This is a genomic window from Mesorhizobium wenxiniae, from assembly GCF_002284535.1.
Classification (GTDB): Bacteria; Pseudomonadota; Alphaproteobacteria; order Rhizobiales; family Rhizobiaceae; genus Mesorhizobium; species Mesorhizobium wenxiniae.
In genome coordinates this window covers 748,822-762,699 of record NZ_NPKH01000020.1, presented here as the reverse complement: position 1 = coordinate 762,699, position 13,878 = coordinate 748,822, and the positions used below count along the sequence as shown (strand labels likewise).

The window sequence follows — 13,878 nt, the reverse complement described above, 5'->3', positions numbered from 1 at the left end:
TCGCCGACAGTCGCACCCATGACCGATACATCATCATCACCGACAGCCGTTTCGCCTGCTGTCTCGCTGCGTGAGGAGCGTGTCGGCTTCCTGCTGATATTCCTGTCGGCGCTGATGTGGAGTTTCGGCGGCGCCATCGCCCGCTTCATCGACGCCGGCGACAGCTGGACGGTGGTGTTCTGGCGCTCGGTCTGGGCCGCCGCCTTCCTGATCTGCTTCATGGTCTGGCGCGACGGCTGGCACGGCACGATAAGGTTGTTCCGCGGCATGGGCCTGCCCGGCCTTGCCGTGGCGTTCTGCTTCGCCACTGCATCGACCTCTTTCGTCGTGGCGCTGGCCTACACCACCGTCGCTAACATCCTTCTGATGCAGGCCGGGGTGCCGCTCCTGGCGGCGCTGTTTGCCTGGGTGCTGTTTCGCGAACGGGTGGCCTTGGCCACCTGGGTGGCGATTGCAGCCGTGATTGCCGGCGTTGCCATCATGGTATCGGAATCGCTCGATGGCGCCGTGTCGCCCATCGGCGACGGCTTGGCGCTGCTCATCGCTGTGATGTTTTCGATCGCCACCGTCATCACGCGGCGCTTTGCCCATGTGCGCATGACGCCGGCGACCTGCCTCGGCACGATGCTTGCCGCCGCATTCGCGGCGTCCCAGGCGTCGCAATTCGGCGTATCCAGCAGCGACATGGGCTTCCTCTTTGCATTTGGTGTGGTCAATCTAGGTCTCGGCCTTGCCTTCTTCGCCACCGGCGCCCGGCTTGTTCCGGCGGCGGTCGCAGCACTGCTTGGCACTTTCGAGCCGATCCTCGGCCCGATCTGGGTCTGGCTCATCCATTCCGAGGTGCCGTCGGGACGCACCATCCTTGGCGGCACGGTCGTGGTCACGGCGCTGCTCGTCCATATCGGGCTCGAATTCAAGCGTCAGGCGCGGCCCGTGCGGCCGGGTGTCACCGGCATGCCGTCGCCTAATTGATGCAGCGCACGCGCCAAAGCGAGATGAGCCATTGACAATGGCGCAGCCGCGCGGGCAGGCTGCCAATACGGCAACAACAAGACAGGCTCATCTTGCCAAGTCTCCCCTCCGGCCCGACCGAGACCGGACAACATCGTCGTATCCCTGCCCGCGCCGTGGCGAGAGCCTTTGACGGCGCCGGAATGCCACCTGGATCACGACATAGGAAGGGGGGCTTGGCCGCTGCGCATCGAACCACGAGGGGGTTGGCGGTTCGCGCTTGTCGCTTGTCGGAAAGCCCAATAATCTGAAGCAAACGCCCAGCCGCGCAGCCCCGCGACGAGTTGGCGATGGAACACTCATCAAAGGAGAGACGCATGACCCGCAAAGCATTCTGGCTTTCGGCGACCTCGGCATTTCTGACGCTTTTCACCCTCGGCGCTCATGCCCAGGACCGCGTCGTCAATGTCTATAATTGGTCGGATTACATCGACAGCTCGATCATCGAGGATTTCACCAAGGAAACGGGCATCAAGGTCACCTATGACACCTTCGATTCCAACGAACTCCTGGAGACGAAACTGCTTGCCGGCGGCAGCGGCTACGATGTCGTCGTGCCGACCGCCAATTTCCTCGCACGCCAGATCCAGGCAGGTGTGTTCCAGAAGCTCGACAAGTCGAAGCTGCCCAACATTTCCAACATGTGGGACATCGTTTCGGAGCGCACAGCCAAGTACGATCCCGGCAACGAATATTCGATCAACTACATGTGGGGAACGGTCGGCCTCGGCTATAACGTCAAGAAAGTGCAGGAAGCCCTCGGCACCGACAAGATCGATAGCTGGGACGTATTCTTCAACCCGGAAAAGCTGGCCAAGCTGAAGGATTGCGGCGTCTATGTCCTCGATTCCCCGAGCGACATCCTCCCGAACGCCTTCAAATATCTGGGCATCGATCCCGAGACCACGTCGCCGGACGATTTCGCCAAGGCGGAAGAACTGATGCTGAAGATCAGGCCTTACATCCGCAAGTTCCACTCGTCGGAATATATCAACGCACTGGCCAATGGCGACATCTGCCTGGCCGTCGGCTGGTCGGGCGACGTGTTCCAGGCGCGCGACCGTGCGACGGAGGCCAACCGTGGCGTCGAGATCAGCTATTCCGTGCCGAAGGAAGGTGCCGAAATGTGGTTCGACCAGATGGCGATCCCGGCCGACGCGCCGCATGTCGCCGAGGCGCATGAATTCCTGAATTACATGATGAAGCCGGAAGTGATCGCCAAGTCGAGCAACTACGTCTTCTACGCCAACGGCAACAAGGCATCGCAGCAGTTCATCGACAAGGAGATACTCGAGGATCCGGCGATCTATCCGGACGAGGCGACGCTGGCGAAGCTGTTCACCATCGCCCCCTACGATTCCAAGACCCAGCGCGTCGTCACCCGCACCTGGACCAAGATCGTCACCGGGCAGTAGGCGACAATCAACGACCCCGGCAGGTGCTGCCGGGGTCAAGTCTTCTGGGGACAGAACGCAGGACGGAGTGGGATATGAAATCGCTTGGCAGCATCCGCAGGGATTTCGCGCCGTGGAACGATCCGAACGCCAAGCCATACATCCAGTTCGACAAGGTCACCAAGAAATTCGGTGACTTCACCGCCGTCAACAATCTGTCGCTGACCATATTCGAGCGCGAGTTTTTTGCCCTGCTCGGGGCGTCGGGATGTGGAAAATCGACGCTTTTGCGGATGCTCGCCGGCTTCGAGGAGCCGACCGCCGGCCGCATCCTGCTCGATGGCCAGGATTTGCGCGGCATCCCGCCATACCGGCGGCCGGTCAACATGATGTTCCAGTCCTATGCGCTGTTCCCGCATATGACGGTCGAGAACAACATCGCTTTCGGCCTTAAGCAGGACGGCATGCCGAAGCCCGAGATCGCGGCGCGCGTTGGAGAGATGCTGAAGCTGGTCAAGCTCGAGCAGTTCGCCAAGCGCAAGCCGCACCAACTGTCCGGCGGCCAGCGCCAGCGGGTGGCGCTTGCCCGCTCGGTCGCCAAGCGGCCGAAGGTCCTGCTGCTCGACGAGCCGTTGGGCGCGCTGGACAAGAAGCTGCGCGAGGAAACGCAATTCGAGCTGATGGATCTGCAGCAGTCACTCGGCCTCACCTTCGTCGTCGTCACCCATGACCAGGAAGAGGCGATGACCATGGCCGACCGTATCGCCATCATCGACAAGGGCGAGGTGATGCAGGTGGCGACGCCGGCCGAAGTCTACGAGGCGCCGGGTTCCCGCTTCGTCGCCGGCTTTGTTGGCAACGTCAACATGTTCGAAGGCAAGATTGCGCATGGCGAGGCAGGCAGCGCAAGCATCGATGCGGGCAACGGCATCACCATTCGGACGGAGAATGCCGGCGATGCGGCCACCGGCGCGGCCGTCGCCTTCGCGATCAGGCCGGAGAAGATCAAGATATCGTCGACGAGACCGGCCGGTGCCGTTAACGCCATCGAGGGCGAGGTTTACGATATCGCCTACCTCGGCGACATGACCGTCTATCACGTCAGGCTTGACGACGGCCACGTGGTACGGGCGAGCACGATGAACGCGGCCCGCCTCGCCGAGGATCCGCTGAGTTGGAACGACCGTGCCTGGGTGTCGTTCAGGCCGGACGCCGGCGTCGTGCTGACGCGATAGGGGCGGTCATGTCGAATGCCGCTGTCACCGCTGCAACGAGCTCTCGGGCCGCCGATGCGGGCAAATCCGCCCTGGCCAGACTGGGAGAGGCCGTCGTTGGCCGCCTTGTCATCATCATCCCTTATCTGTGGCTGGTCTTCTTCTTCCTGATTCCGTTCGTCATCGTCTTCAAGATTTCGCTGTCGCAGACGGCGATCGCCATACCGCCCTACGCGCCGGTACTTGGCTTCGGCGATGGGCTTTCCGGTTTTTTCGCTCAGCTGAAACAGCTCAGCATCGATAACTACACATGGCTGACGCAGGACGCGCTCTACATCAACGCCTATGTGACGAGCGTCGTCGTCGCCGCCATTTCAACGGTGCTGACATTGCTTGTCGGCTACCCGATCGCCTATGGCATGGCCCGTGCGCCGGCGATGCTGCGCCCGACTTTGCTGATGCTGGTGATCCTGCCGTTCTGGACCTCGTTCCTGATCCGCGTCTACGCCTGGATCGGCATCCTCAAGCCCGAGGGGCTGCTCAACCAGCTGCTGCTCGCCACCGGCGTCATCAGCCAGCCGCTGATCATCCTCAACACCTACACGGCAATCTTCATCGGCATCGTCTATTCCTATCTGCCGTTCATGGTGCTGCCGCTTTATTCCGCCCTCGAGAAAATGGACTATTCACTGATCGAGGCGGCCAAGGACCTCGGTTGCCCGCCGACCAGCGCCTTCTGGAAGATCACCTTTCCGCTGTCGCTGCCCGGCGTCATCGCCGGTTGCCTTCTGGTGTTTATTCCCGCCGTTGGCGAGTTCGTCATTCCCGACCTGCTCGGCGGATCGCAGACCCTGATGATCGGCAAGACGCTGTGGAACGAGTTCTTCGCCAATCGCGACTGGCCGGTGTCGTCGGCCGTCGCCGTCATCCTGCTGTTGCTGCTGATCGTGCCGATCATGCTCTTCCAGCGGGCCCAGGCCCGCGCCCAGGAGCAGGACAAATGAACCCGACCTGGAGCCGCTTCAACATCACTTCGATCGTGCTGGGCTTTGCCTTTCTTTACCTGCCGATTGTCCTGCTCGTCGTCTTCTCCTTCAACGAGTCGAAATTGGTCACCGTCTGGGGCGGCTTCTCGACCAAATGGTACGTCTCGCTGTTCCACAACCAGGGCCTCATGGACGCCACCTGGGTAACGGCTCGCGTCGCCGTCATCTCGGCCACCGTGGCGACCGTGCTCGGCACGCTGGCGGCTCTCACCCTGACGCGCTACACGCGCTTCAAGGGCCGGATGCTGTTTTCCGGCATGGTCTTTGCGCCGTTGGTCATGCCGGAAGTCATCACCGGCCTGTCGCTGCTGCTGCTCTTCGTCGCCGTCGGTCTCGACCGCGGCTTTCTCACCGTCACGCTTGCCCACATCACCCTGACCATGTGCTTCGTCGCGGTCGTCGTGCAGTCGCGCCTGATCACGTTCGACCGCTCGCTGGAAGAGGCCGCGATGGATCTCGGCGCGCCGCCGGTGAAGACCTTCTTCCAGATCACGCTGCCGGTCATCATGCCGGCGATCGTGTCTGGCTGGATGCTGGCGTTCACATTGTCGCTCGACGATCTGGTCATCGCCAGCTTCACCTCAGGGCCCGGCGCCACCACGCTGCCGATGAAGATCTACAGCCAGGTTCGTCTCGGTGTGACGCCGGAGATCAACGCCGCCTGCACCATCCTGATCGCGGTCGTGACGGTCGGCGTCATCATCGCTTCGCTCGCCAACAAGCGTCGCGAGGTGCAGCGCCAGCGCGATGAACAGGCCGCACAGCGTGGGTGACGAAAGGGGGGCGGCAATACGCTCGTTGCCTACTCTCCAGAAACCCCGCGGCTTATCGGCGAAATGAACGGCGTGCTCCACGTTCCGCCGACGAAGAACGAAGACTGGTTGGGACCCTGGTTATCTGTCTGCGTGGCTGGCTGGTCCGCCTGAATGATGCCGCCGGATAGCGCCAGCCCGCGCCCGGCATAGGAGGCGATGCCGGAAAGCCAGATCTTGTACTTCGCCGAATTCGCTTCGGCCTTGTCGATCTTCGCCACACCGTTCGAAATGGTCGCCTTGAGTTCGGCCCCGTCGATCGGCAGCGTTCCGTCGGAGACATCGTCGAGCGCGAAGAACCCGCCCTGTTCGTTGTGTTTGAGAAACGCCGGCAAATTGAACCGGCTCAACGCGCCCTGGCCGAATTTCGCCGAAACCGAGCCGTCGGCGTTCTCGAAAATGGAATCCCAGGTTCTGCCCGGCCCCTTGAGGATGACCGAAACGGTTCCCGTGCCGATCGGCACCAGTCGCGTCATTCCGGCTGCGGTGCCAAAAGCCCCACCATCGATGTCGGAGGCGAGCAGCCTGATCTCTACCTGCGTGCCTCCCGGCTTGCGGTCGAAACGAAGACTGCTCTGGATGTTGCCGCCAAAGGCCGATGCATCGGAAATATCGAAGACGGCAAGACCGTTCTTGACCTGGGCGGCGGCGGCGACGTCGGCAAGCTGGATGGCGCCTGCAGTGGCCTGCGCTGCCGACAGTCTGAGATCGAGATCGATCCGGTCGGCGACGCTTATGTCGATTTCGCCTGGACCAGCGCCGTCCGCAGGCGCCAGGGGGGTGAAGGCGGAGAGAAACGACCGCAAGTCGAGCGTCTCGAAGGCGAGCGTACCGGCGATCACCGGCCGCGCCTCGCCAAAGGAGAAGTCCAGCGCACCCATTCCCGGATTGTCGTCCAGAGCGATCTCGGTGTTTTCGAATTTAATGCGGCCTGAGGTCGCCGTGACCTTGCTGGAAACGGAAACCGAGCCGATTGCCGCGCCCGGCGCGATGCCGGCCCGCGACCATTCGAGCACGCGCCTGAGCGAGGGTGCGGCAAATTTCGCCTGGCCATCGAAATAGGCATTCTCGGACATGCTGGCCACGCCGTCGAAGGAAAAACTGGCAGGGGCCGCCTTGAAGGAAAGCGTCATCGGCGCCGCACCGCCCCCAAACAGCACCAGCGGGTTCGACGATGCGGCATCCACGGCGACGCTTTCGCCACGCCAGATCCCGGTCGCCGACAGCGTCGCATTGCTGTTCATGGCGGCCCAGTTCGCCTGTCCGCTCAGGCTGCTCAGTATCTCAGCGTCCTTACCATCGACGGAGGTCACCACGCGGCCGTTCCTGAACTCTACGGTGCCGAACGGATCAGCCGGCAGCTTGCTCAGGTCCGGCTTGGCTGGATTGGCGCTGACCACGGCGCGGGCGATGTCGATGGAACGGGTGATGCGTCCGCCTGAAGGCAAGGCGGGCAGGAAAAGCCCATGTGCTGCGCGTTGAACCCTGATCGTCGGCCGGATCAGCCGCGCCGTCGAGAACACCACATCGCCGCGCAGCGCCGCCATGGCGGAGAGATTGACCTCGACCCGTTCGGCCTCGATCACCGGCGGGGCGTCGGTTTCTGTCCATTGCGAAAGCGTCACGTCGGTCAGGATGGCCCGGAAATTCGGCCAGACCTCGATCCGCGGGGCGCCGTCGATGGTGACCCTGAAACCGCTCCATGCACTCATTTCCCAGGCGATGCGGTCGCGCACGATGCGGGTCGAGGCGACGAGCGGCAGGGCGGCAACGGCCAGCGCGATGACGAGCACGGCAACGCCGATCGCCCATATTCCGCGCCGGATCAAAGGTGATGACATGTCGCCCGTATGCTTCCGTTCCGACCAAAAATCGCCCGACAGGTGTAATCCCAGTCGTCACTACGACTTAGGGCTGACGCATTTCAAGTCTTTATGGCCCGGCGATGGCATTTGCGCACATCCGCGTCGCGCGGCCGAACAAAATCTTGCTCTGCTGCGACGCGATATGCATAAGCGATCCCAATGCCTGTCGCCAAAATGCGCAACCTTTTGGGATAACGACATACATAAAACAAAAGTCTAAAGCGCGTCGCGTGAACTCTTCAAACGTGACGTGTTTTAAGGAGGAACGATCATGGCTGGCGACGCACCGCTCTGGGCACCGACGAAAGACCAGGTCGACGCGGCGCCGATGACTGCCTTCATGCAGGCCGCCGCGGCCGCAACCGGCAGGTTTTTTTCCTCCTATGCCGAACTACACCGTTGGTCGATCGACGATCGCGAGGCATTCTGGAGCCTGGTCTGGAACTTTTGCGGGATCGTGGGCGACAAGGGCGCCGGTGGCGGCGAACGCGTGCTTGTCGATGGCGAGAAAATGCCCGGCGCCGCGTTTTTTCCCGACGCGAAGCTGAACTTCGCCGAGAATCTGTTGAAGAAAACCGGACTCGGTGACGCCATCGTTTTTCGCGGCGAGGACAAGGTCGAGCGCCGGCTTTCCTGGAATGAGCTGCATGCGCTGACCTCGCGGCTGCAGCAGCTTTTCCTGTCGCTTGGGGTGAAAAAGGGCGACCGTATCGCCGCCATGATGCCCAACATGCCGGAGACCGTCGCGGCAATGCTGGCGACAGCCTCGATCGGCGCCGTCTGGTCGTCCTGCTCTCCCGATTTCGGCGAACAGGGCGTGCTGGACCGGTTCGGGCAGATCGAGCCTGTCGTCTTCATCGTGCCCGACGGTTACTGGTACAATGGCAAGGCGATCGAGGTCGCCGACAAGATCGCGGCCGTTGCGGCAAAGCTCGTCACCGTCCGCAAGATCCTGATCGTCGACTATCTCGGCACGTCGACCGATGTGGCGGCGACCATCGAGAAGGCGACTGCGCTGGACGAGGCGCTCTCATCCTTTGCCACCAAGCCCGTCACCTTCGCACGGTTACCGTTCGCGCATCCGCTCTACATCCTGTTTTCTTCCGGAACGACCGGCATTCCCAAATGCATCGTCCATTCGGCCGGCGGAACGCTGATCCAGCATGTCAAGGAAGAACGGCTCCACGCCGGCCTGCTCGACGGCGACCGCTTCTTTTATTTCACCACTTGCGGCTGGATGATGTGGAACTGGCTGGTGTCCGGCCTGGCGTCGGGCGCAACCCTTCTGCTTTATGACGGGTCGCCCTTCTTTCCCGACGGCAACGTGCTGTTCGACTTCGCCGACGCCGAGAAGATGACCTATTTCGGCACCTCGGCCAAATTCATCGATTCCGTGCGCAAGGCCGGCCTCAGACCGATCAAAACGCATGATCTTTCGAGCGTGCGCACGATCTCCTCCACCGGCTCGCCACTGTCGCCCGAGGACTTCCGCTTCGTCTATGACGGCATCAAGAAGGACGTGCATCTCGCCTCGATTTCCGGCGGCACCGATATCGTCTCCTGCTTCGTGCTCGGCGTACCGACCGAACCGGTATGGACCGGAGAGATACAGGGGCCTGGCCTCGGCCTCGCCGTCGATGTCTGGGACGACGACGGCCACACGCTCAGGCAGGAAAAGGGTGAGCTCGTCTGCACCAAGGCGTTTCCGGCGATGCCGATCGGCTTCTGGAACGATCCCGAAGGCAAGAAATACCACGCAGCCTATTTCGAGCGCTTCGACAATGTCTGGTGCCACGGGGACTTCGCCGAATGGACCGCTCATGGCGGCCTGATCATCCATGGCCGCTCCGACGCGACGCTCAACCCGGGCGGGGTGCGGATCGGCACGGCGGAGATCTACAACCAGGTCGAGCAGATGCCGGAAATCTTGGAAGCACTGTGCATCGGCCAGGATTTCGACAACGACGTGCGGGTTGTGCTGTTCGTGCGGCTGGCTGAGGGGATGCAACTCGACGCGGAGCTGGAGAAACGCATCCGCGCGAAAATCCGCAGCGGCGCGAGCCCCCGCCACGTGCCGGCTAAAATCGTCGCGGTCGCCGACATTCCACGCACCAAATCGGGCAAGATCACCGAGCTTGCGGTGCGCGACGTGGTGCATGGCCGCGCCGTCAAGAACAAGGAGGCGCTGGCCAATCCCGAAGCGCTCGAGCTGTTCCGCGACCTGCCGGAACTGGCCGACTGAGCAAACAGGCCGGCGGTGCCATGCGACTTAATAGGCCCGGCCGAGCATGGTTAACGAAATATCTCGCTTGAATTTACCTAGAATTCATGAGTGGTACACATTGGTAAATTTTTCGCGGCGCCGGTAAGGTTTTGTTAAGGGCCGGCATCGATAGTCGTGCGTAACTTGAGGGAGAAATCCCGTTCCTCTCCAGAGGATCTGAATTCGCTCAAGCCCCCGTGTAACAGCATCCAATCATTCAAGGCGTCCTGTGGACGCCTTTTCTTTTGGAGCATCGGACCCAAAAGTGGGGACCGGTTTTGGGAAAATCCGATGCTCAAACAAAATGATAGAGCGGCGACACGGACGACTGAAAGTCCGCCGCTCTAATCCGCGAGCACGCGGGTCGACGGGAAAGCGACTTCGACCAGGGTGCCCTCTCCGGGCGTCGAGTTGATGGTGAACCGGGCCCGGTTCGCCTCGACCATGGCCTTGGTCAGCGGCAGCCCGAGACCGGTACCGTCGCCGCGCCCGCGCTTCAGCGCGTTGATCTGCTTGAACGGCTTGAGCGCCTGCTCGATCTCGGACTGGCTCATGCCGATACCGGTGTCGCGCACGCGCATGACCACGTCGCCGGAGATCTCGTAAGCTGTCGATACGATGACCTGGCCGCCGGCCTGCGTGTAGCGAATGGCATTCGACAGGATGTTCAGTGCGATCTGGCGCACGCTGCGCAGATCGGCCACCACTTCCGGCAGCCGAGAGGCGAAGCTGGAGCGGATGATGACACGTTCGCGGTTGGCTTGCGGCTGCATCATCGCCACCGTCTCGGACAGCGTGTCGTTAAGCGACACCGCCTCATATGCCATCTCCTGCTGGCCGGCCTCGATTTTCGAAATGTCGAGCAGATCGTTGACCAGGTCGAGCACATGATTACCCGACCGGTTAATGTCGCGTAGATAGTCGCGGTAACGGTCATTGGCGACCGGCCCGAATTTCTCGTCGACCATCAGCTCGGAAAACCCGATGATAGCATTGAGCGGCGTGCGGATCTCGTGGCTGATGCGGGCGAGGAAGTCGGTCTTTTGCGAGGAGGCGCGCTCGGCCACGGCGCGTGCCTGGGTCAGATCCTCTTCGGCCCGCTTCCATTGGGTGATGTCGCGCACCACCGCGCAGAAGCCGCTATCGTTGGGCAGGCTGCCGATGGTCATGAACAGCGGAATGAAGCGCCCCTGCGCCTCGCGTCCAATCACCTCGCGGCCGTCGTTGAGCACGCTCGCCACGCCGGGCTCGGACAATCCGTCGAGATAGTCTCGCGCGGCGCGCTGGCTTTCGATCGCGAACAGCGAGACGAAGGGCTTGCCGCTCACCTCGTCGCTGTCGAAACCGAAAAGCGCTTCGGCCGGGCGGCTGATCGAGCGGATCGTTCCGTCTCGGCTGATCAGCACGACGCCGTCGGTCGCGGTGTCGATGATGGTGCGCATCTCGGCGATGCGTGCCTTGAGCTCGGAAGTGTCCGGCTGCGTCTGGTCGTCGGCGGTACTATGCAGAATGGCTGCTGCCTCGTCGTCGCCGGAACGGCGCACGACCAGCATCAGCGCCTTGCCGCCACGCCACGGAACCGAACGCAGAATGGCCTCGATCGGGAACTCCTGACCGTCATGCGTCTTCAACCGGAGCGCGTGATCGGTTCCGTCGGAGGCGCTGTCGTCGTAAGGATCGGCAAACAGCGCGCCGAGGCCACCGGCATCCTCCAGATCGTCGAGCGTGTCATAGCCGGTCAGGCTGAGGAATTCCTCATTCGCATAGTGGAGATCGTCGCCGGAATGGATGAGCAGCGGCACCGGCAGTTTGCCGAGGATCGAAGTGTCCGGAGCCTTGCTGCCATCTGCGGTCGAAAAAGCCGATGGCACGAACCCTTCGAGCTTGAGCGGCGGCACCTGCAGGCGCGGCCGCTCAATCGGCGCCGCCTCCACGTCGCCGACATCGCCGATGTGATCGGTTGACGAACGGGTTTCGTCGTCACCGGACGGCGCCCAATCCTCGCTGTCTTCTGCATCACGGAAATCGGCGTCCGTCATGCTGTCGTCGTCTTCGGCGGCGGTCGATCGACTGCCCGTGTCGGTGGGTTCGACTACCTCTTGCGTCGCCTTGTCCGGCTCCGAAACCGGGGCGCCGTCGCTATTGTCGGCGACATAGTCCCGGTCGGCGTAGTCGAGCAGCGAGCCTGAGATGCCGGACACGGTTGCTTCCCGCTGCTCGGCGTCGAGCCTCGCGACATCCTTCTCGTCTTCGACATCGGTTTCGGACGGTTCCGCCGCAGCCGGTTCTGCCGACATTGCAGCATCGGGCTGTTCGGTTGGGGGATTGTCCTTCTTGAGCCGCTCGCCGATTTCACGGAATGCACTGCGTTCCAGCGTCGACAGGCCTTTGTCGTTGGCCGGCTGCCTGTGCTCCGCCAACCGGATCACCTTGTCGGCAAAGCGCCGCTCCGGCTTCGGCACGATGGTCAGCGCCGGCACCTCGCCCTGGAACGGGTCGGTTTCGTCAGGCGTTTCGGCGACTTCCGGCTGGAAGGCTGCGGGAGCCCCGGCATTAGGGACAAGCGCCATACCGATCGCTTCCGGATCAACCACTGTATCGCCGGTGCGGGCAACGCCGAAGCCGCGAAAACCTTCGAAGGCACGGCTTCGGCCGTAGACGGGCAGCGCCGCCAGGTCGACGGGAATCTTGAAATCGGTGCCGGCAACCGGCCACAGCACCGAGCGGCCGGACCAGGTGTCGCGACGGTCGAGCAGGCCGGCGATCTCGCCGGACGCATCGAGGTCGAAGGTGGCCGCGACGTCCCTGAAACGCCGGCCGATCACATCGGCGGCAGGCTTGCCGACGAGTTCTGCGAATTCCGGCGACAGCGCACTGAACCTGCCTTCGGCGTCGGTGCGCCAGACGAAACGCAGGGGCGGCGCCGCGCGGTCGATCGAGGGGATGGCACGCTCAGTCGGGTAGCCGGCCCCGATGGCATCCTGTGCGGAACTTTCGGCCGAAGCATCCGCCTCGACATGTCCGGACGCATCCGGTCGGCCCGGCTTTTGCGCCTCATCCTCGCTGGCGCTGAAATACCAATGGTCATGCTGTGGAGGCGATCCGCCGGCCGCTTCCGGACCCTGCTCGGTCGAATCGGGCGCGGTTGAATCAGGTCTGGTCGAATCAGGTCCGGTTGAATCTGGCCCGGTCGAATCGGGAACGTCGTGCTCCGCCGACACCGAACCGTCTCCGCCGGCTGCCGGGACGGTCTGCGCTGCCACATCCAACTTCGCGACTGTTGCGGGCGCTTTGTCCTGCTCTGCTTTTGGCGGGACTGCGGCATCGGCCGCCACCGCACCGGTTGCGGTTTCCATCCCCGCGCTGCGCTCGCCAGCAGAGGCTTCTTCGGAGTCAAGCCGGTCCTCGTCGATCACCACCAGCAGGTGCCGCTCGTCCGTCAGCCGGGCGAGGCCGGCCGGATAGGAAGTGGTGCCGCCTGGAACGAGGCGTTTGACGATGCGGTCGCTTTCGTGCGCCACATCGACCACAAGCGCTGCCAGCGTTTCGGGCAAGATGCCGAGCTCCGAAAAACCATCGGAAGCGGCCTCGACGTTGCCCCTGGCGTCGACGAAGGCGATGTAATGACCGTCTTCGGTAAAGCCGCTGATGGCCCGAGCGGCGATCTCGGCGGCGCTGCGCGAGCCGGTCTGCGCCGCCGGCACCGCCAGCATGATCGCGTTCTCGCCGTCAGGCATTGTCACCGCGCTGGCAAGAAAGCCAACCGCGCGGCTGGTCAGGCCGGTTGCCAGCCGCACCGTGATGGCGCGGTCGCGGCCGATCTGTGGAAAACCGCTTGTTGCCATGATCTGGCGCCTGGCGATCAGCGGCAAGCCTGTCGAGGCGCCGATGATGGCCTCGATGTCGGGATAGCCGAACACCGCTGCCCCTGGTCCGTTTGCCCAGATCACCTGTTCGAGGTCTGCCGACAGAAGGGCGATCGCGTCGCCGGCGGCAAAGCGATTGCGGACCGCGTCGAGCACGGCGACGTCGAGGAAAGAGTAGTTTTCGGACGGCATGCGCTTTGGGGGCCCTCACACAGCGGCAGTTTGCGGTTAACGCTTTGTTAATAAAAGCCGACGGCGCGAAGGTCCACAAGCCATAGCGTGCAACCGCCGGAATCTCTGGGCTCGTGGTTAACGCTGGGAGAGAAATTATATGGTGCGCTGCAACAAAGATATTGCAATGCACAAAATTTGCCTTTATATTGCCATCATACATGAACGAGACGGCT

General features: G+C 62.6%; 8 protein-coding genes. 6 read left to right on the top strand and 2 right to left on the bottom strand.

The features are described from left to right. Positions 1 to 18: 18 nt before the first annotated feature. From CIT31_RS13945 to CIT31_RS13925, 5 genes are all read left to right on the top strand, one after another. Positions 19 to 972: a DMT family transporter gene (locus CIT31_RS13945; RefSeq protein ID WP_095519033.1), complete on the top strand. Its 954-nt coding sequence runs from the start codon at positions 19 to 21 to the stop codon at positions 970 to 972. Between the two features lie 356 nt (positions 973 to 1,328). Beyond that, positions 1,329 to 2,426, top strand: a complete 1,098-nt coding sequence (locus CIT31_RS13940) for a polyamine ABC transporter substrate-binding protein (RefSeq protein ID WP_029348419.1) — start codon at positions 1,329 to 1,331, stop codon at positions 2,424 to 2,426. Between the two features lie 74 nt (positions 2,427 to 2,500). Continuing rightward, positions 2,501 to 3,640 carry an ABC transporter ATP-binding protein gene (locus tag CIT31_RS13935; RefSeq protein WP_095519032.1) on the top strand — a complete coding sequence of 380 codons (1,140 nt, stop codon included), beginning with the start codon at positions 2,501 to 2,503 and terminating at the stop codon, positions 3,638 to 3,640. An 8-nt stretch (positions 3,641 to 3,648) separates the two neighbouring features. Beyond that, positions 3,649 to 4,623 (top strand): ABC transporter permease subunit, encoded by a 975-nt coding sequence (locus tag CIT31_RS13930; RefSeq protein WP_095519031.1) that lies wholly within the window; start codon positions 3,649 to 3,651, stop codon positions 4,621 to 4,623. Further along, positions 4,620 to 5,438: an ABC transporter permease gene (locus CIT31_RS13925; RefSeq protein WP_095519030.1), complete on the top strand. Its 819-nt coding sequence runs from the start codon at positions 4,620 to 4,622 to the stop codon at positions 5,436 to 5,438. Before CIT31_RS13930 ends, CIT31_RS13925 begins: the two co-directional genes overlap by 4 nt. A 29-nt stretch (positions 5,439 to 5,467) precedes the next feature. Here CIT31_RS13925 and CIT31_RS13920 read toward each other — a convergent pair whose 3' ends face one another. After that, the gene (locus CIT31_RS13920; protein ID WP_095519029.1) at positions 5,468 to 7,318 is read right to left on the bottom strand and encodes an AsmA family protein; all 1,851 of its coding nucleotides are present in this window, start codon (positions 7,316 to 7,318) and stop codon (positions 5,468 to 5,470) included. Between the two features lie 295 nt (positions 7,319 to 7,613). Here CIT31_RS13920 and CIT31_RS13915 point away from each other — a divergent pair, with 295 nt between their 5' ends. Next, a complete protein-coding gene (locus CIT31_RS13915) occupies positions 7,614 to 9,584 on the top strand; it encodes an acetoacetate--CoA ligase (RefSeq protein ID WP_095519028.1) in 1,971 nt (656 codons plus the stop codon). A 365-nt stretch (positions 9,585 to 9,949) separates the two neighbouring features. Here CIT31_RS13915 and CIT31_RS13910 read toward each other — a convergent pair whose 3' ends face one another. Further along, positions 9,950 to 13,663, bottom strand: coding sequence for a PAS domain S-box protein (locus tag CIT31_RS13910; RefSeq protein WP_095519027.1), 3,714 nt, complete (start codon positions 13,661 to 13,663; stop codon positions 9,950 to 9,952). Between the last annotated feature and the right edge of the window lie 215 nt (positions 13,664 to 13,878).

What these genes read in the sequence shown, in the direction of transcription:
- CIT31_RS13945 (WP_095519033.1), top strand. Translation starts at nt 19, where the DNA reads ATGACCGATACATCATCATCACCGACAGCCGTTTCGCCTGCTGTCTCG.
- CIT31_RS13940 (WP_029348419.1), top strand. Translation starts at nt 1,329, where the DNA reads ATGACCCGCAAAGCATTCTGGCTTTCGGCGACCTCGGCATTTCTGACG.
- CIT31_RS13935 (WP_095519032.1), top strand. Translation starts at nt 2,501, where the DNA reads ATGAAATCGCTTGGCAGCATCCGCAGGGATTTCGCGCCGTGGAACGAT.
- CIT31_RS13930 (WP_095519031.1), top strand. Translation starts at nt 3,649, where the DNA reads ATGTCGAATGCCGCTGTCACCGCTGCAACGAGCTCTCGGGCCGCCGAT.
- CIT31_RS13925 (WP_095519030.1), top strand. Translation starts at nt 4,620, where the DNA reads ATGAACCCGACCTGGAGCCGCTTCAACATCACTTCGATCGTGCTGGGC.
- CIT31_RS13920 (WP_095519029.1), bottom strand. Translation starts at nt 7,318, where the DNA reads ATGTCATCACCTTTGATCCGGCGCGGAATATGGGCGATCGGCGTTGCC.
- CIT31_RS13915 (WP_095519028.1), top strand. Translation starts at nt 7,614, where the DNA reads ATGGCTGGCGACGCACCGCTCTGGGCACCGACGAAAGACCAGGTCGAC.
- CIT31_RS13910 (WP_095519027.1), bottom strand. Translation starts at nt 13,663, where the DNA reads ATGCCGTCCGAAAACTACTCTTTCCTCGACGTCGCCGTGCTCGACGCG.